This is a genomic window from Pseudomonas bharatica CSV86 (assembly GCF_000319305.2).
GTDB classification, from domain to species: Bacteria; Pseudomonadota; Gammaproteobacteria; order Pseudomonadales; family Pseudomonadaceae; genus Aquipseudomonas; species Aquipseudomonas bharatica.
The window spans coordinates 1,053,726-1,071,592 of record NZ_AMWJ02000001.1 but is presented as its reverse complement, the minus strand read 5'-3'; the positions used below and the strand labels follow the sequence as shown (position 1 = coordinate 1,071,592).

14 protein-coding genes and 1 pseudogene are annotated in these 17,867 nt (G+C 63.8%); 9 read left to right on the top strand and 6 right to left on the bottom strand.

Going from position 1 to position 17,867, the window contains the following annotated elements:
* Positions 1 to 20: 20 nt before the first annotated feature.
* The 3 genes from CSV86_RS04755 to CSV86_RS04745 form a co-directional block, all read right to left on the bottom strand.
* Positions 21 to 323: a hypothetical protein gene (locus CSV86_RS04755; protein WP_009404569.1), complete on the bottom strand. Its 303-nt coding sequence runs from the start codon at positions 321 to 323 to the stop codon at positions 21 to 23.
* Between the two features lie 94 nt (positions 324 to 417).
* Entirely contained in the window at positions 418 to 849 is a 432-nt protein-coding gene (locus CSV86_RS04750) for a D-Ala-D-Ala carboxypeptidase family metallohydrolase (RefSeq protein ID WP_009404568.1), read from the bottom strand.
* A 119-nt stretch (positions 850 to 968) separates the two neighbouring features.
* On the bottom strand, positions 969 to 1,205 hold the full coding sequence (locus CSV86_RS04745; RefSeq protein WP_009404566.1) for a glutaredoxin family protein: 237 nt from the start codon (positions 1,203 to 1,205) through the stop codon (positions 969 to 971).
* Between the two features lie 166 nt (positions 1,206 to 1,371).
* Here CSV86_RS04745 and CSV86_RS04740 point away from each other — a divergent pair, with 166 nt between their 5' ends.
* Complete coding sequence (locus tag CSV86_RS04740) at positions 1,372 to 3,330, top strand: monovalent cation:proton antiporter family protein (RefSeq protein WP_009404560.1); 1,959 nt, start codon at positions 1,372 to 1,374, stop codon at positions 3,328 to 3,330.
* Between the two features lie 123 nt (positions 3,331 to 3,453).
* On the opposite strand, the gene CSV86_RS04735 is transcribed toward CSV86_RS04740, so the two are convergent.
* Complete coding sequence (locus tag CSV86_RS04735; RefSeq protein ID WP_009404558.1) at positions 3,454 to 4,662, bottom strand: ammonium transporter; 1,209 nt, start codon at positions 4,660 to 4,662, stop codon at positions 3,454 to 3,456.
* Between the two features lie 308 nt (positions 4,663 to 4,970).
* Here CSV86_RS04735 and CSV86_RS04730 point away from each other — a divergent pair, with 308 nt between their 5' ends.
* The 7 genes and pseudogenes from CSV86_RS04730 to CSV86_RS33260 all read left to right on the top strand — a co-directional run bounded on the left by CSV86_RS04730 (position 4,971) and on the right by CSV86_RS33260 (position 13,154).
* Positions 4,971 to 5,285 carry an ElaB/YgaM/YqjD family protein gene (locus CSV86_RS04730; RefSeq protein ID WP_009404556.1) on the top strand — a complete coding sequence of 105 codons (315 nt, stop codon included), beginning with the start codon at positions 4,971 to 4,973 and terminating at the stop codon, positions 5,283 to 5,285.
* A 10-nt stretch (positions 5,286 to 5,295) separates the two neighbouring features.
* Positions 5,296 to 5,664 (top strand): phage holin family protein, encoded by a 369-nt coding sequence (locus CSV86_RS04725; protein ID WP_009404554.1) that lies wholly within the window; start codon positions 5,296 to 5,298, stop codon positions 5,662 to 5,664.
* Entirely contained in the window at positions 5,661 to 6,005 is a 345-nt protein-coding gene (locus CSV86_RS04720; protein ID WP_009404552.1) for a hypothetical protein, read from the top strand. The genes CSV86_RS04725 and CSV86_RS04720 overlap by 4 nt, the downstream gene beginning before the upstream one ends.
* A 79-nt stretch (positions 6,006 to 6,084) precedes the next feature.
* The gene (locus CSV86_RS04715) at positions 6,085 to 7,248 is read left to right on the top strand and encodes an EAL domain-containing protein (RefSeq protein ID WP_009404550.1); all 1,164 of its coding nucleotides are present in this window, start codon (positions 6,085 to 6,087) and stop codon (positions 7,246 to 7,248) included.
* A 64-nt stretch (positions 7,249 to 7,312) separates the two neighbouring features.
* Positions 7,313 to 8,644 carry a deoxyguanosinetriphosphate triphosphohydrolase gene (locus CSV86_RS04710; RefSeq protein ID WP_009404548.1) on the top strand — a complete coding sequence of 444 codons (1,332 nt, stop codon included), beginning with the start codon at positions 7,313 to 7,315 and terminating at the stop codon, positions 8,642 to 8,644.
* Between the two features lie 225 nt (positions 8,645 to 8,869).
* Entirely contained in the window at positions 8,870 to 9,496 is a 627-nt protein-coding gene (locus tag CSV86_RS04705; RefSeq protein WP_009404540.1) for a response regulator transcription factor, read from the top strand.
* Positions 9,493 to 13,154 (top strand): annotated as a pseudogene (locus CSV86_RS33260) (transporter substrate-binding domain-containing protein). Before CSV86_RS04705 ends, CSV86_RS33260 begins: the two are co-directional and overlap by 4 nt.
* A gap of 40 nt (positions 13,155 to 13,194) precedes the next feature.
* Here the strand turns inward: CSV86_RS33260 and CSV86_RS04695 are convergent.
* On the bottom strand, positions 13,195 to 13,536 hold the full coding sequence (locus CSV86_RS04695; protein WP_009404533.1) for a YggL family protein: 342 nt from the start codon (positions 13,534 to 13,536) through the stop codon (positions 13,195 to 13,197).
* A 216-nt stretch (positions 13,537 to 13,752) separates the two neighbouring features.
* Between CSV86_RS04695 and dacB the strand changes: the two genes are divergently transcribed.
* The gene (gene dacB / locus CSV86_RS04690; protein ID WP_009404531.1) at positions 13,753 to 15,207 is read left to right on the top strand and encodes a D-alanyl-D-alanine carboxypeptidase/D-alanyl-D-alanine endopeptidase; all 1,455 of its coding nucleotides are present in this window, start codon (positions 13,753 to 13,755) and stop codon (positions 15,205 to 15,207) included.
* A gap of 227 nt (positions 15,208 to 15,434) precedes the next feature.
* On the opposite strand, the gene CSV86_RS04685 is transcribed toward dacB, so the two are convergent.
* Positions 15,435 to 17,813 carry a sensor domain-containing diguanylate cyclase gene (locus tag CSV86_RS04685; protein WP_009404529.1) on the bottom strand — a complete coding sequence of 793 codons (2,379 nt, stop codon included), beginning with the start codon at positions 17,811 to 17,813 and terminating at the stop codon, positions 15,435 to 15,437.
* Between the last annotated feature and the right edge of the window lie 54 nt (positions 17,814 to 17,867).

Below are 17,867 nucleotides of genomic sequence, written 5' to 3'. Positions count from 1 at the left end.
TGCCTGCAGCTTCAGCCAGCCTAGACCGACGCCGTGTCGCAGGCCGCCTTCAACCAGCGCAACACATCGACTGCCTCCCAGCGGCCGGCGTCGTACAAGGCATAGGCCTGGCCGTCGAAGCCCACCACATCCAGCGGCCGGTGAAAACCGGCGCGCTGGAACAGGGCTTCGATCTCGGCGAAGCAGGTGTTGAAGTGAACCTTGCCGAATGGCGTACGGTCGTCGGTGACCAGGCCTTCCAGACGCAGTTCCGCCACGGCCCCGCGCACCTGGTCGACGGACATGGCATTGACGCTGGCTTTGAGTTGTTCGACGTTGACCATCATGTTTCTCCGGGCATGAAGCTGCCCGCCCCGCATACTGTATTTATGTACAGCATAGGAGGCGAGCGGGTTGAACGTCAATTGACGTAACGAATCATTGCAAGCCCGGCAGGTAGCCGGTGCCCTTGCGAATGGTCAGCACCTGGCGGCGGAGCTTGTGTTCGGCCAGGCCCAGATGGACCCAGCCGTCGAATTCCAGGATCAACTGGTCGAAGTCCAGGTTGCTGTCCATGATCCGCAGGGCCAGCTCGCGGGGCGAAAGGCTGACGGCCATGATGTCGGCTGCCAGCCCACGAATATGGGCGCTGGCCCCCGAACCGCCGATCTGCCGGTTCAAGGCTTCGCTGCGATAGCCGCTGGTGATCAGGACCGGCTGGCCGATCAGGCTGCGTACCGACTCGAGGGTCTGGCACAACCGGACCAGGTTGGCGATCACCTGGCTGTCGGGATTGTTGTCGAGCCCCGCCCGGTTGGCGACCTGCGAGGCCGTCATTTCGGCGAGGGTGAAATGGGGGGTGAGGAACATGCATGCCACTCCTTGGCTGAAAAATCCGCAGCGGCCACCACGGCCGGTGCCAGCGGATTCTCCAACCGCCACGATGACGATTGCATGCGTCCTTGTGCATCAAAATGTGAAACGTTGACCTACCCGAGGAAAGCCACCACCTGGTCGACGTCGAACGGCCAGTCCAGTTCCGCACCGGTGTCGCAGCGCCGCAACACCGGGATGCGCAAACCGTAACGTTCGAACAGCAGCTGATCGTCGGCGATATCCACCAGCTCCACCAGCAGGCCATGCTCCACCAGCGGCATGAGCAGCGCTTCGGCCACTTCGCACAGGTGGCAACCCAGGGTGCCGAACAATTGGCATTCAGGAAGCATTGAAAATTACCGATACAAAATGAACGGGAGGTTCATTCTAGGGGCACCCCCGGGTCCGTCGAGGCAGGCATGCGCGCAACGCGACGACCTGACCAGGATCAAGGGGCCTGGCTCGGGTTTGCCGTACGCTAGACGTTTTTTGCCGTTTTTACAGGGAGTATGTGGTGTGTTCGCAAATCTGCTGATCATCCTGGCGTCGTCGCTGGTCGTCATCGCGGTGTTCAGGCGCCTGCAGTTGCCACCGGTTCTCGGCTATCTGTGCGTCGGACTGTTCGTCGGCCCTACGGCGCTGGACTGGGTCAACGAAAGCGAGGAACTGCCTGACCTGGCGGAAATGGGCGTGGTCTTCCTGCTGTTTTCCCTCGGCCTGGAATTTTCCCTCTCGAAGATGCTGGCCTTGCGCAAGGTGGTGTTCGGCCTGGGCAGCCTGCAGGTGGTGTTCTGCGGCCTGGCACTGGCCGGCGCCCTGTCGTTGCTGGGCATGCCGAGCACGGCAGCGTTGCTGCTCGGTGGCGGCCTGGCCTTGTCGTCCACGGCCATCGTGTCCAAGGAGTTGACCAGCCTGGGCGAGATCTTCAGCAGTCACGGGCAGAACGCCATTGGCGTGCTGCTGTTCCAGGATGTGGTGGCGGTATTGCTGCTGACCCTGGTCCCGGTGTTCGCCGGTGAATCCAGCCAGGCCTGGTACTGGGCCCTGCCGCTGACCCTGGGCAAGACCGTGATCCTGTTCGTCGGCCTGCTGCTGGCCAGCCGCTGGCTGCTGCCGAGGCTGTTCCATGAAGTCGCCAGTTCCCATTCGGCCGAACTGTTCGTCCTGCTGGCCCTGGTGATCGTATTGCTCACCGCCTGGCTGACCCACCTGCTCGGCCTGTCGCCGGCCCTGGGCGCCTTCCTCGCCGGCATGCTGCTGGGCGAAAGCAATTACCGCCATCAGATCGAGGCGGACATCCGCCCGTTCCGCGACATCCTGCTGGGCCTGTTCTTCGTCAGCATCGGCATGCTTATCGACCTGCACCTGTTCGCCAGCAATGGCCTGGAAATCCTTGCCCTGACCCTCGGCCTGCTTTTGCTCAAGGGCCTGGTGGTCGCTGCGCTGGTGCGAGTGCGCGGCAGCGATGCGGAAACCGCCTGGCGCAGCGGCCTGGCATTGGCCCAGGGCGGCGAGTTCTGCTTTGCCCTGATGGCGCAGATGCAGCAAAGCAACCTGCTCCCCGCCGAACTGGGCCAATTGCTGCTGGCGGCGACCTTCTGCTCGATGCTGGTCACGCCCCTGCTCCTGCGCGCTGCACCGGCCGTGGCCCTGCGCCTGCACCGCAAGCCCAACGAAGAAGTCCACCTGGAAGAAATCGAAGCGCAGAGTGCCGATATCAAGGGGCACGTGATCATCTGTGGCTATGGTCGGGTCGGCCAGTCGATCGGCCGCTTCCTGCGCCGCGAACAGTTGCCCTTCATCGCCCTGGACGATGATCCGGTGCGGGTGCAGGAGGCGGCGGCCGGCGAGAGCTGCGTGCACTACGGCGATTCGCGACGCGGCGAGTTGCTCGAAGCCATCGGCCTGGAGCGTTCACGGCTGCTGGTGGTGGCCGTGGACAATACCGACGTGGCCATGCAGGTACTCAAGGCCGCACGCCAGCGCAACGCGCAGATTCCTATCCTGGTGCGTACCCGCGACGACAGCCTGCGCGATGAACTGCGCGCCGCCGGGGCCAGCGCCGTGGTACCCGAGGTGCTGGAGTCCAGCGTGATGCTGGCGTCCCATGCCCTGGTGATGCTCGGCGTTCCCGAGGACCGGGTGCGCAAGACCGTCGAGGAAGTGCGCCAGAGCCGCTACCGCCTGTTGCAAGGTTTCTACCAGGGCGCGCAGACCGACTTGGTGGACAGCGAAGGCCAGCCCAAGGTGCTGATGCATGCGGTGCAATTGCCATCCAGTGCCTATGCCTGCGGGCGGCGCCTGGATGACCTGGCGCTGGAGCAACTGGGCGTGGAGGTGCAGGCGGTGCAGCGTAACGGCACCGAACTGGCCCTGAACACCGGGACGTTCCTGCATGCCGGGGATTCGATACTGGTCTGTGGGCCGCTGAGTGCGATCAAGACCAGCGAGGCGCGCCTGCTGGCCGGCCGCTAAAAGAAAGAGCAACACTGACCCCTGTGGGAGCTGGCTTGCCAGCGATGGCGGTAGTGAGCTCACCGACGTCATCGCTGGCAAGCCAGCTCCCACAGGTTCAGTGTTGCCCCCTCAGAAAGCTTCTCAGTCCTGGCTGGTAGCGCCGATCTTGTGGATCGACAGGTCGGCGCCGTAGTACTCCTGCTCCTGGCTCAGGCGCAGGCCATGCACGCATTTGATCAGGCCATACACTGCGAACCCGCCAGCCAGGGCCACTACCACGCCAGCGGCACTACCAATCAACTGGCTGACGAAGCTCACCCCACCCAGCCCGCCGAACACCTGCTGCCCGAAGATCCCGCAGGCAATCCCGCCCCATACCCCGCACAGGCCATGCAATGGCCAGACACCCAGCACGTCGTCGATCTTCCAGCGGTTCTGGGTCGCGGTGAAGCACCAGACGAACAAGGCACCCGCCACCGCCCCGGTGACCAGCGCGCCCACCGGATGCATCAGGTCGGAACCGGCGCAGATCGCCACCAGGCCGGCCAGCGGTCCGTTATGCAGGAAGCCAGGGTCATTGCGCCCCACCAGCAGCGCGGCGACGGTGCCACCGACCATGGCCATCAACGAGTTGACCGCCACCAGGCCGCTGACCGCCGTCAGGGTCTGGGCGCTCATCACGTTGAAGCCGAACCAGCCGACGATCAGGATCCACGAACCCAACGCGAGGAACGGAATGTTCGACGGCGCGAAGGCGACCAGGCGCCCTTCGCGGTAGCGGCCGTTGCGCGGGCCCAGCAGCAGCACCGCCGCCAGTGCCAGCCAGCCACCCATGGCGTGCACCACCACGGAGCCGGCGAAGTCATGGAACGGCGCGCCAAAGGCCGCAGTCAACCAGGCCTGCACCCCAAGGTTGCCATTCCAGACGATGCCTTCGAAGAACGGATAGACGAACGCTACGATCAGCAAGGTTGCGCACAATTGCGGGGCAAAGCGTGCCCGCTCGGCGATACCTCCGGAGATGATCGCCGGGATGGCCGCCGCGAAGGTGAGCAGGAAGAAGAACTTCACCAGGCCATAGCCATGCTCGGCACCGAGGGTCGCTGCCGGATGCAGGAAATGCGTGCCATAGGACAGCCAGTAGCCGATGAAGAAGTACGCCAGGGTCGAGACGGCGAAGTCGCTGAGAATCTTCGACAGTGCGTTGACCTGGTTCTTGTGGCGTACGGTGCCGACTTCAAGAAAGGCGAAACCGGCATGCATGGCCAGCACCATGACTGCGCCGAGAAGGATGAACAGGGTATTGGAGCCCTGGACCAGGGAGTCCACTGCGCTTTGCAAATTTTCCATGAAGACGGCAGGCCTGCAAAAAGAAAAAAGCACCAAAGCAGTTCGAGAGACATCCATGACGCACCAGACTGGATCAGTCGGACGCCCATCCGTGGGTGAAAAAACCCGAGCGAGGTGATTTTTCCGGGGTTGGCTTGAATTGGGTTATGGTTGAACAGCAGGCCAGACGGCTCGACGCCCGGAAAAGGCGCAAGCCGCAGGCCAAACGCACCACTGCGTAGCAATTGCTGTACCAGCGACGTCTGACTGAACCTTCAGCAACGCCCTGCACTCGAAATTCCGATTGCCAACCTTTCATGGAGAACCGTATGGCCAGCAAACAGGCACAAACCGCCCAGGAAATCCTCATGTCGGATTTCCAGACCCTGGTGCGCGACACCGAGAAACTCCTTGAACATACCGCCACCCTCGCCGGTGACCAGGCCGACGAGCTGCGCGCGCAGATCCACGACAGCCTGCTGCGTGCCCGGGAAACCCTGCAGCAGACCAACCAGGATCTGCGCGAGCGCGGCCAGGCGGCGCTGACCAGCACCGAGGACTACGTGCAGAACAATCCATGGCAATCCATCGGCATCGCTGCCGGAGTGGGCTTCCTGATCGGTCTGCTGGCCAGTCGGCGCTGAGGGCCTGGCCATGGAAAACCAATCCCCCGGCTCGTCGTCGCGGCGCCTCGGCGCGGCGATCCTCGGGCTGCTGCACGGTCATGTCGAGCTGTTCGGCATCGAACTGCAGGAACAGAAGGCCCGCACCCTCAATCTTCTGCTCTTCGCAGGCCTGGCCCTGGTGTTCGCCCTGCTCCTGCTGACCGCGCTGTCGGCGCTGCTGCTGGTGCTGCTGTGGGACAGCTATCGCCTGGCCGGGATCATCGGCCTGTGCGTGTTCTACGGCATCGCTGCGCTGTTCTGCGCCGTACGCCTGAAAACCGCGGTGCATGACGAGCTGTCGCCGTTCCGCGGCACCCTCGAAGAACTTGCCAAGGACCGGGAGCGCCTGTTGCCATGAGCCTGCCTGAACTGCCCAAGACCTCCGATCGCCGGGAGCTGCGCAAGGCCATGGTGCGCCTGCGCATGGAGATGCATCGCCAGGAAATCCGCAACGAAGCCGGTAATGCCCTGCAACCCCTGACCCGTCTGCGCAGCATGGGTGACAGCCTGCACAGCGGCCTGCAGGGCGGCCTGGGCATCAAGCATGCGCCGCTCTGGGGCATTGGTGCCGTGGTGTTGCTGGGGTTCATCACCGGCAAGGGCGCACGTAGCGGCAACCTGTCGCGCATGACTAGGCTGGCCAGTGGCCTGCTGCCCTTGATTCGCCTGTTCATGCAGCAGCCGCCGAATCGTCGTTAACGGAACTGGCGGCATTCTTGCAGAACGTTGACCGGGCGGTCCGCCGCCCTTTCGCGTCCAAGAACAACAAGGAGTCGCCGTGTCCGACGAGCAACCGCTCGCCTGTTTCCAGCCGTTCATCGACACCGCCACAGGGCGTATCGCTGGCGTCGAAGCCCTGGGGCGCCTGCGCCGCAGCGACGGCCAGTTGCGCTCGGTGGGGCCGCTGTTCAACGATCCGCACATGCCCTCCGCCGACTTGTTGAAACTCGACCGGACCCTGCGGGAACAGGCGTTCAGACAATTCCACCAGGCCCCGGGAGACTGGTTTCTCAGCCTCAATATCTCGCCGCGCTGGGTCAGCGAACTGCAACCCGGCGAGCCGCTGCCAAGCCTCGTCCAGTTGCAGCAGCAAGGCATCGATCCGCGCCGGGTCGTGTTCGAGATCACCGAGACCGGCGGTGACCGCGAACGTCTGGCGATGGTCGTGCAGCGCTACCGGGAGGCCGGTGCGCGGGTCGCCATCGACGATTTCGGAGCCGGCTACTCGCAACTGGACCGCGTGCTCTCGCTGCAACCGGATATCCTCAAGCTCGACATGCGCCTGTTCCAGGCGGCGGCCCGGGGCGGCCCCAGCAGCGAAGTGGTCAAGGCCCTGGCGCAGATGGCCGAGAAAACCGGTTGCGTGATCATCGCCGAAGGGGTCGAGACCGAGGCCGAGCTGAACTTCGCCCTGGAATGCGGTGCGCGCTACCTGCAAGGCTTTCTCTTCGCTGGCGCCGAACCTGGCTTCTTCCCCGCGCAAACCTTCGCCGGGCGCTTCGCCCAACTACGCGAGCAGTACGTGCATGGCAAGCTGGCAGAGCGGGCGAGGCTGATGCAGCGGCGCCAGCAACTGGTGGAACTGATGCCGCAATTGCAGCAGTGGGTCCTGGCCAATGCCGCCCTGGAAAAGCTGCCCGACCTCAAGGCCTACCCCTGGCTGCTGCGCTTCTTCCTTTGCGATCGCCACGGCACCCAGTTGACGCCGAACCTGGAATGGCGCCAGGACAGCTGGCACATCGACTCCAGCTACCTGGGGCACAACTGGTCGTGGCGGCCGTATTTCTACCACCTGCTGGCAGAGGGCTGGGACGAGCGCCGGCTGATCCTGTCCAATACTTATCGCGATGCCACGACCAACCAGTACTGCCTGACCGCCGGGCAGTTCTTCGACAGCGGACGCCGCCTGTTACTGATCGACGTGGACGCCGCCGGACTTTGAGCTTGCGGCGCGGCCCTGGAACACGGGAAGCTAGGCCCCTGCCCCCTGTTATGGAGACCCGGCCTTGGACTGGCACACCCTGCTTACCCGCGAACGCCTCGGCAAAACCCTGCACAGCTCCGAGGAACTGGGCCGCAGCCCGTTCCACAAGGATCACGACCGCATCATCTTCTCGGGTGCCTTCCGCCGCCTGGGGCGCAAGACCCAGGTTCACCCGGTCACCAGCAACGACCATATCCACACCCGCCTGACCCACTCGCTGGAAGTCAGTTGCGTGGGCCGCTCGCTGGGCATGCGCGTTGGCGAAACCTTGCGCGAGGTCCTGCCCGACTGGTGCGAGCCCAGCGACCTGGGCATGGTGGTGCAATCGGCCTGCCTGGCGCATGACATCGGCAACCCGCCCTTCGGCCACTCGGGTGAGGACGCCATCCGCCACTGGTTCCAGCAGGCTGCCGGGCGCGGCTGGCTCGATGCGATGAGCCCTACCGAACGCGCCGACTTCCTTAACTTCGAAGGCAATGCCCAGGGTTTCCGGGTGCTGACCCAACTGGAATATCACCAGTTCGACGGCGGCACCCGGCTGACCTACGCCACCCTTGGCACCTACCTGAAATATCCCTGGACCGCACGTCACGCCGACGCCCTTGGCTACAAGAAGCACAAGTTCGGCTGCTACCAAAGCGAGCTGCCGCTGCTCGAACAAATCGCCCGCAAGCTCGGCCTGCCACAACTGGAAGACCAGCGCTGGGCCCGCCATCCACTTGTGTACCTGATGGAAGCGGCGGATGACATCTGCTACGCCCTGATCGATCTGGAAGACGGCCTGGAGATGGAGCTGCTGGATTACCAGGAAGTGGAAGCACTGCTGCTTGGCCTGGTCGGCGACGACCTTCCGCAAACCTACCGTCAGCTCGGCCCGCAGGACTCACGGCGGCGCAAGCTGGCGATCCTTCGCGGCAAGGCCATCGAACACCTGACCAATGCCGCCGCGCGGGCCTTCGTCGAACAGCAGGACGCCTTGCTGGCCGGCACCCTGCAAGGCGACCTGGTGGAACACATGGATGGCCCGGCCAAGCGCTGCGTGCTTCAGGCCAAGGACATCGCGCGCAAGAAAATCTTCCAGGACAAACGCAAGACGCTCCATGAAATCGGCGCCTACACCACCCTGGAAATTCTCCTCAACGCCTTCTGTGGCGCGGCCCTGGAGCAGCACGGCGGGCGTACTCCGTCGTTCAAGCACCGGCGTATCCTTGATTTGCTCGGTAACAACGCGCCGGACCCGAACGGCTCCTTGCATGCAGCGTTCCTGCGCATGATCGACTTCATCGCCGGAATGACCGACAGCTACGCCACCGAGATGGCACGGGAAATGACCGGGCGTTCAAGTCCGATCTGACAGGCAGCGGGGTCCCCTGGGGACCCCGCTAGACAATAGCAACATGGCTCTTTGCCTCTATCTTCCGACATAAAAGTGGAAACTTCCCAAACAACTTTGTAGCCATTAAGAAAATACAAAGTAGGAAAATTCCTATATTAAAGCCAACCCCCACTCATTTTATGTGCGGGCTTCTCATCTGGGCTATGGTGCCGCTTCTACAAGCATTCCTTTGGAAGATTGAGCATGCACTCTGTTTTTATTGTCGATGACCATCCTGTCATTCGCCTGGCCCTGCGAATGCTGCTGGAGAACGAAGGCTACCGGATCGCCGGTGAGTCCGATAACGGGGTCGACGCCATGCAGATGGTCCGGGAAAGCCCGCCCGACCTGGTCATCCTCGATATCGGCATTCCCCGCCTGGACGGCCTGGAAGTGCTGTCACGCTTCAATACCATGTCGCTATCGCTGAAGATCCTGGTGCTCACCGCACAATCGCCGGCGCTGTTCGCCATCCGCTGCATGCTCTCCGGCGCCTGCGGCTATGTATGCAAACAGGAAGACCTGAGCGAACTGCTAAGTGCCATCCGCGCGGTACTTTCCGGATATAACTATTTTCCCAGCCAAGCCATCAGCCCATTGCGCCAGCAGATTGAAACCCCCGAGGAAATAGAACGCTTCAAATCGGTCAATGACCGCGAATTGATGGTCCTGCAACTTTTCGCCCAGGGCCGGAGCAACAAGGAAATCGCCGAAGGCATGTTCCTGAGCAACAAGACGGTAAGTACCTACAAGAAACGCCTGATGCAAAAACTCAAGGCGCGCTCGCTGGTGGAGCTAATCGAAATGGCCAAACGCAACGAACTGGTATGAATGCACGCATGCTTGGCAAGGCGCTCCTGCTCGGCCTGCTGCTCGGGCTCTGTCTCGAACGCGCGCAGGCGAATACGTCGCTGGACGACACGCTCAAACTCTTCAGCCGCAGCGCCCAGGTGCCCTTGCGGATCGCCCTGACGCCTGCCCAGCAGGCCTGGCTGCATAACCGGCACGAACTGGTTCTGGGCATCTCGGCGCCGGACTACCCGCCGTTCGACATGACCGCCAGCGGCCGCGACTACGAAGGGGTCACCGCCGACTACGCCGGCCTGCTCGGCGCAACCCTCGGGCTGCCCGTGAGGATCAAGCGCTTCGCCAGCCGCGACCTGGCACTACAGGCACTGGTCGCAGGTCGGATCGATCTGCTCGGCAGCGCCAACAGCTACGATCTCGCCGTGCCAGGCGTCGCCCTTTCCCAGCCCTACGCCGAAGACCAGCCGGTCCTGGTGACACGGGAAAACGAGAACCGGCCCTTGGATACCGGCCTGAAGGACCTGCGCCTGAGCATGATCGAGCATTATCTGCCGCTGGCCGATGTGCGCGCCACCTACCCATACGCCAGCATCCGCACCTACAGCTCCTACCATAACGCGCTCAACGCAGTCGCCTTCGACCAGGCCGACGTCTTCCTCGGCGACACCCTGTCGACCCACTACCTGTTGAACCAGAGTCACCTGCGCAACCTCAAGATGGCCAATTTCGCCAAGCACGAAGCCACCGGCTTCGGCTTTGCCGTGCAACAGGGCAACCAGGTGCTGCTGACCCTGATCAACAAGACCCTCGAAGCCGTGACCAGCACCACCCGCGCCAGTATTTTCCAGCGCTGGAGCGCGGGCAGCAGCATCCTGCTCACCGATCGCAAGCTGCAATTGTCACCCAGCGAAGAACAGTGGCTGGCGAAGAATCCGGTGGTGCGGGTCACGGTGGACGAGCATGCCGCCCCCCTGACCTTCTTCGACCGCGCGGGCAATCTGCGGGGTATCGCCGCCGACCTGCTGGAACTCATCCGCCTGCGCACCGGCCTGCATTTCGAAATCAAGCGCAGCAACGGCATCAGCGACATGATCGAGCAGGTGCAACATGGCCACGCCGAACTGATCGCGGCCATTTCCAGCAGCCCCGAACGGGAAGCGGCGCTGCATATCAGCCGCCCATACCTGGAAAACTCCTATGTCCTGGTCACCCGCGACGGCAAGGATGCGCCCCAGTCCCTGGAAGCGTTGCAAGGCCGGCGCCTGGCCGTCAGCCGCGGCAACCTGCTGAACGAAGGCATCCGCCAACGTTACCCGGACATCCAGCTGGTCTCCACCGAAGACACCGCCGCCGCCGCCAGCATGCTGCACTCTCGACAGGTGGACGGCATGGTCATGGCCCTGATCAATGCCAACTTCAACCTCACTACCCAGCGCCACCTGATGATACGTGCCACTGTCAGCGATATACCGGCGACCTTCTCCCTGGCTACCTCACGCAACGACCCGGAACTGGCATCGATCCTCGACAAGGCCCTGACCAGCATCGTCCCCGAGGAAATGGGCATCATCAACAGCCGTTGGCGAGGCTATAACGGCGGCTCGTATTCGTACTGGCAAAGCCATCAGCAGAGCATTCTGAAGATCATTCTCGGGACCATGGTCCTATTGCTCCTGTCCCTGGCCTGGAATGCCTGGATGCGCCGCCAGATCAAGCAGCGCGAGGCCGTCGAGCGGGCGCTCAACGACCAGCTCGAATTCATGCGGGCCATGGTCAACGGCACCCCCATCCCATCTATGTACGCGATCGCCACGGCCTGCTGCAGACCTGTAACGACAGCTATCTGCAGGCCCTCGGCGTGGAACTGGAGGCCGTGCTTGGCAAGTCGATCCACGACGCGCCCCTGGGCGTTACCGAGGATGCGCGCAAGATCCAGGCCGACTACCTGCGGGTGATGAACGAGGGCCGGCCGCTGATCGTCGATCGCCCGCTGATGCTCAAGGACACCGAGCAGACCATCTACCACTGGGTCCTGCCCTACCGTGACTCGCTGGGCGAGGTGAAGGGCATCATCGGTGGCTGGCTGGACATCAGCGAACGCCGCCAACTGATCCACGACCTGCGCCTGGCCAAGGAGCAGGCCGATGCGGCCAACCGCGCGAAAAGCGTGTTCCTGGCAACCATGAGCCATGAAATCCGCACGCCCATGAACGCACTCATCGGCATGCTGGAGCTGGCCCTCAAGCGCACCGGCGACCCGCAAAGGGAGCATGCCGCTATCGAGGTGGCCTACCGCTCCGCCCGCGACCTGCTGGCGCTCATAGGCGATATCCTCGATATCGCGCGCATCGAGTCGGGTCATCTTAACCTCAGCCCGGAGCGGGCCAACCCGGCGCACCTGGTGCAGTCGGTGGGCGAAGTATTCGACGGCATGGCCCGGGAAAAGGGCCTGGAACTGAAGCTGACCATCTCGCGCAGCGCCAACCGCGACGTACTGCTCGACCCGCTGCGGGTCAGGCAGATCCTCTCCAACCTGGTCAGCAACGCCATCAAGTTCACCACCTGGGGCCAGGTCAGGATCGACCTCGCCCTGTCCAGCCTGCCCGAGGGCGGCGACAACGGGCGGCACGACCTGCAACTGGAACTGTCGGTGTGCGATACCGGCGTCGGTATCTCGGCGGAAGACCAGCAGCGCCTGTTCCAGCCGTTCGTCCAGGTCGAACCGGACAGCGCCCAGGCGCGCAGCGGTACCGGCCTGGGCCTGGTGATCAGCCGCAGCCTGTGCGAAATGATGGGCGGCAGGCTGAGCCTGTTCAGCAAGCCCGGCGAGGGCACGGAAATCCGCGTCACCCTGCCCCTGCGCAGCCTGCCGGAAAGCAGCGAAGCGCAACCCGGCGAAGCAGCACCGCCCATGCCCAGCACCAACCTCAGGGTCATGGTAGTGGACGACCATCCCGCCAACCTGCAACTGGTGGCCCAGCAACTGGAATTCCTCGGCGTGCATTACCACTGCCTGGACAACGGCGAAGAGGCCCTGGCGCTCTGGCGCGAAGCTCGCTTCGATGTGTTGATCGTCGATTGCAACATGCCCGGCATGAACGGCTATGAGTTCACCCGGGCCGTACGCGAGGAAGAAAAACGTCGGCAACGCCCCGCCTGCATCATCCTCGGCTACACCGCCAACGCCCAGCCGGAAGTCCGCGAACAATGCCAGCAGGCCGGCATGGACGATTGCCTGCTCAAGCCCATCGGCTTGCACACCCTGGGTCAGCGCCTGGCCGGTGTAACCTTGCACAAGGCGCCGGCCTTGATCGACCTGAGCGGCCTGCAACCGATCATCGGCGATTGTCCGCAGGAACTGCGGCGCCTGCTGGAAACCCTGCTGCGCAGCAGCCCCGATGACCAGCAACGGCTCATCGCCACCGACACCCACGGCGACCCGCAACAACTGAAAAGCGTCGCGCACCAGATTCTCGGGGTGGCACGCATCGTCCAGGCCGAGGAATTGATCCTGGCCTGTGAAAAACTAGAGGAAGTCTGTGCGCGCTATGCGCCCGAGCCGGTGCTCAGGCGCCGCAAGCGGCAGGTGCTGCGGCAGATGCGCAGGGTCGACCAGACCCTGCGCCAGACCCTTGGGAATCTGCCGGGGCCAGCGAACGCTGGCGGGGAAGACAAGAGCTGAAAAGCAGCGCGGCAGCCCATGGGCTGCCGCGCTACGTTCATCAGGCCTTGTTGATCGGCTTTTCCGGGTACCAGGCGTCGACCAGCGGACCGACCTCGATGCTGGTCAGTTCGCTGCGGCCCTTCAGCCAGGCTTCGACGGCAGCGCGCTGCTCTTCGCTGACCGAACCACGCTTGGCCAGGCAAACCAGGCCGAAGTCGTCGCCGCCAACATAGTCCAGGCCGTTGGCATCCATGGCTTCGGCCAGGAATGCGTCGAGGAAGGCGTCGATGGCTTCATCGCTCAGGTCTTCCTTGAAGCCCAGGTTCAGCTCGAAACCCAGTTCCTGGAATTCGTCTACACAGAGCTTTTTGCGCAGACGGCGGGAACGGTTGGTAGCCATGAAACAATCCTCTTGAGTAATAACGCCGCGCACTTTACCAGTTTCGCCCTCCTTATGCCCGGGAAAACCCGACAAAACCGCAGCACGCATGCGTATGGCAACGCACACCGGCGCAGGCTTGGGGCATAATGCGCGCTATCATTTTTGCCAGTCGGGGCCATCATCTTGTAAAGCCCCGTTTCAATTCACCCTTCTGCGTGCAGGGTTCCAGTGCTTATGACCCCATCCCTTCGTTCGCTGTTGTTCGCCGGCCTGCTTCTGCCCTTCGCCTTGCCGGCATCCGCCGCACCCGCCAATTCCAGCCTGCCGCCCAAGGTGCAGCAGGCGCTCAAGGCCAACAAGCTCGACGATTCCGCCCTGTCCCTGGTGATGATCCCGCTCAACGGCCCGGGCACCCCGACCATTTTCAATGCCGACGTCTCGGTCAACCCGGCCTCGACCATGAAGCTGGTCACTACCTACGCCGCCCTGGAAATGCTCGGCCCTACCTACCAATGGAAAACCGAGTTCTATGCCGACGGGCCGCTGAGCAACGGCGTGCTCAACGGCAACCTGTACCTCAAGGGCGGCGGCGACCCCAAGCTGAACATGGAAAAACTCTGGTTGCTGATGCGCGACCTGCGGGCCAACGGCGTGCAGACCATCACCGGCGACCTGGTCCTCGACCGCAGCCATTTCATTCAGCCGCAACTGCCGCAGTTCAACGATGATGGTGGCGACGAGAACAAGCCGTTCCTGGTCAAGCCCGATTCGTTGCTGGTCAACCTCAAGGCACTGCGCTTCGTTGCCCGTAATGACGGTGGCCGGGTCCTGGTTTCGGTGGAGCCGCCGATCGCCAGCATCCGCATCGACAACCAGGTCAAGGCCGTGGCCGGCAAGCAATGCACGGGTGATGTGCGCTACAACCCTGTGCAACAGGCCGACGGCGTCAGCGTGACCGTAACCGGCCAGCTCGCCGAAGGTTGCAACTCGCAGACCTACCTGTCGCTGCTCGACCACCCGACCTACGCCGCCGGCGCGGTGCGGGCGATCTGGAGCGAGCTGGGCGGAACCATCCAGGGCCGCAACCGGGTCGAGGAAGTGCCGAAGAACGCGCGCCTGCTGGCCCGCGCCTTCTCGCCGGACCTGGTGGAGATCATCCGCGATATCAACAAGTACAGTAACAACACCATGGCCCAGCAACTGTTCCTCAGCCTTGGCGCGCGCTACCGCACCGATGCCGACGGTGACGACGCCCGCGCTGCGCAGCGGGTGGTGCGGCAATGGATGGCGAAGAAAGGCATCATCGCCTCGCACCTGGTGATGGAAAACGGCTCCGGGCTGTCCCGTGCCGAGCGGGTCAGCGCACGGGAAATGGCGACCATGCTGCAGGCCGCCTGGAAGAGCCCGTACGCCGCCGAGTTCATCAGCTCGCTGCCGTTGACCGGCATGGACGGCACCATGCGCAAGCGTCTGAAGCGCACGGCGATGGCCGGGGAAGCGCATATCAAGACCGGTACCCTGAACACCGTGCGGGCGATCGCCGGGTTCAGCCGTGACAGCAACGGCACCACCTGGGCGGTCACGGCGATCCTCAACGACCCGCGCCCCTGGGGGGCTTCGGCGGTGCTGGACCAGGTATTGCTGGAGCTGTACAAGCAGCCGAAGGCGGCACTGGCCAGCCAGCCCTGAGATTCGCGCCGTTGCTGATGGCCTCATCGCTGGCAAGCCAGCTCCCACAGGGATCGCATAACCTGTGGGAGCTGGCTTGCCAGCGATGAGGCCCGCATGAGCGACAAAGATCAGGCTGTTCCGCCTCGACCCGGTCCCGCCCCAGCAGCAAGACATCAGTGTCCGCGTCGCCGCCGAACCTGTGGGAGCTGGCTTGCCAGCGATGAGGCCCGTATGAGCGACAAAGATCAGAGCTGCTCGGCCTCGACCCGATCCCGCCCACCTTGCTTGGCGGCATAGACACCGGAGTCTGCCCTTAACAGCAAGGCATCAGCCCCTTCCCCCGGTCGCCAGCCGGCCACACCGAAGCTCGCCGTCACCCGCCCTACTCCCTCCACCGGCACGCTGCGCACGCCCTGCCATAGCTCCAGCGCCAGCGAGTGCGCCTGGCTGGCATTGCTGCCCGGGCAGAGCACCATGAACTCCTCCCCGCCCAACCGACAGAACACATCGGTACGCCGCAGCCGGTTGCTGATGCGCTGGCACAGGCTCTGCAATACCAGGTCGCCCACCGCATGGCCGAAGTGGTCGTTGATCTGCTTGAAGTGGTCGATATCCAGCATGATCACCGCCAGATCCTGGCCACCGCGCTGTGCACGCTCCAGTTCGGCCTTGAGCCGTTCCTGGAAATAGCGGCGGTTATGGATGCCGGTCAGCGAATCGGTGACCGACAGCGCGCGCAGTTCCTCTTCGACCCGTTTCAGATCGGAGATATCAGTGAGATAGCCGTGCCACAGGGTGCCGCCATTGGCCAGCCGCTCCGGCGTCGCTTCGCCGCGCACCCAGCGCACGCCGGCCTTGGGCAGGTTGACCCGGTATTCCTCGCGCCAGGGTGTGAGTTGCGCGGCGGAGTCGCGGATCGAGCTGCGCACCCGCACCAGGTCATCGGGATGGATCCGCTCGAACACCGTGGTCGCGTCCTGCCTGAGCAACTCCGGCTCGACCTCGTAGATGTCCCGCAGTCCCTCGCTGGAATAGCTGAAGCAGGAACGGCCATCGGGATCGAGACGGAACTGATAAATACCCCCTGGCACCTGGGCCGTGAGTTTCTCCAGCAGGCGATCACGCGCTTCCAGCGCCTCGTGCACGCGCTTGCGCTCGGTGATGTCGATGCAGATGGCCAGGTGCCCGACCCATAGGCCATATTCATCCAGCACCGCGGTCACCAGCATGTTCGCTGGCAGCAGGCTGCCGTCCTTGCGCCGCAGAGTCCATTCGCCGGGTTCCTGGTCCGCCGCGGACAGGTCGTCGCCCAGCAGGGCCTGGCTGCCGCTGATCTCCCGGCCGAACCGCAGGCTGATGGAGCGCGCACGTTGCTGGACTTCCTCGGGCAGCAGCAGGCTTTCCAGGGTCAGCTTGCCCACCGCCTCGGCAGCGCTGTAGCCCAGCATGCGCTCGGCACCGGCATTGAAGGTGCTGATCACCCCGTGCAGGTCGGTGGCGATGATCGCGACCTGGGTCGCAGCGTCGAGGACGCTGCGCAGCTGGTTGTGGGTATCGCGCAGGCTTTGTTCGCTGATGCGCAGCTCGGCGGTGCGCTGTTCCACCAGGGTCAGCGCGCGCTGCCGCTGGCTGAACAGGCTGAACAGCAAGGCGCTGAGCAACAGGCTCAGCAGGCCGCCGACGAAGGCCACGCCCATGGCCGAGGAGCGATTGTCCTGGAGAAATTCCTGGCTGGGAGACATATCCAGTTGATAGGTACGGTCGGCCAGATGCAGGACCTTGCGCACCTGCAACGAGGATTCGGCAGCCTGGTTGCCCGATTCGAACAGCGATTCCGGCCCGGACGGCAACGACAGGTCAAGAATCCGTACCACCAGGTTGTCCTCGGCGGCACTGGGCAGGCCGTCGGCCATCAACTGGCGCATGCTCAGCACCGCCATTACATAGCCCTTGGGTTCCCCGCCGCTGGCACCGGCGGCAAACACCGGCGCAACCATCAGCATGCCGCGGGTATAGGCCGGCGCCACGCCGATCAGGTCGAGTGGCGCGGAGGCGGCCATGGAACCGGGGGTGCTGGCGCGTTGCACGGTGTCGCGACGCAGCGGCTGGGACAGCAGGTCGAAGCCCAGCGGCGGAGGCAACTGGCTGAGGGTCTGGCTGAACAGCACCGGATAGTACAGGGGCCGCGCCGGCGACGGTTGCAGCACCCCGCCCTCACCGACTTCACGGATGCTGAAGTCCTGGCCGAACAGCCTGCGCCCCTGGCGCTCGAAACCCGCGCGTTGCTCCGCGCTGACCCGTGGCGCCCAGGAGTACGCCTGGGAGCGGTGCAGCAAAGGGCCGACATAGCCATCGAATTCGTCGCGGGTGATTTCCTGGGCGTAGACGAAGAACCGGCGCAGGCTGTCCAGGCGTTGCACCTGGTCCTCCATGCGCTCTTCGATGCGGCTATAGCGCTCGTTGGCGAGCAGCTCGAAACGCTGCGCCAGTTGCTGCTGGGATAGCTTGCTGGCGGCGAGCGCGAGCAAGGCGGTCAGCAGGCCGCCAACCACCAGGGCGACGAAGGCCACCAGCCAGGCGGACACTTCTTCGCTGATAAAACCGAGCATTTTCGGCTTCGACATGGGCAAGCACTCAGGACGCCAGCCGGTAACGGCTCTCAGGGCTCTCTTCAATAA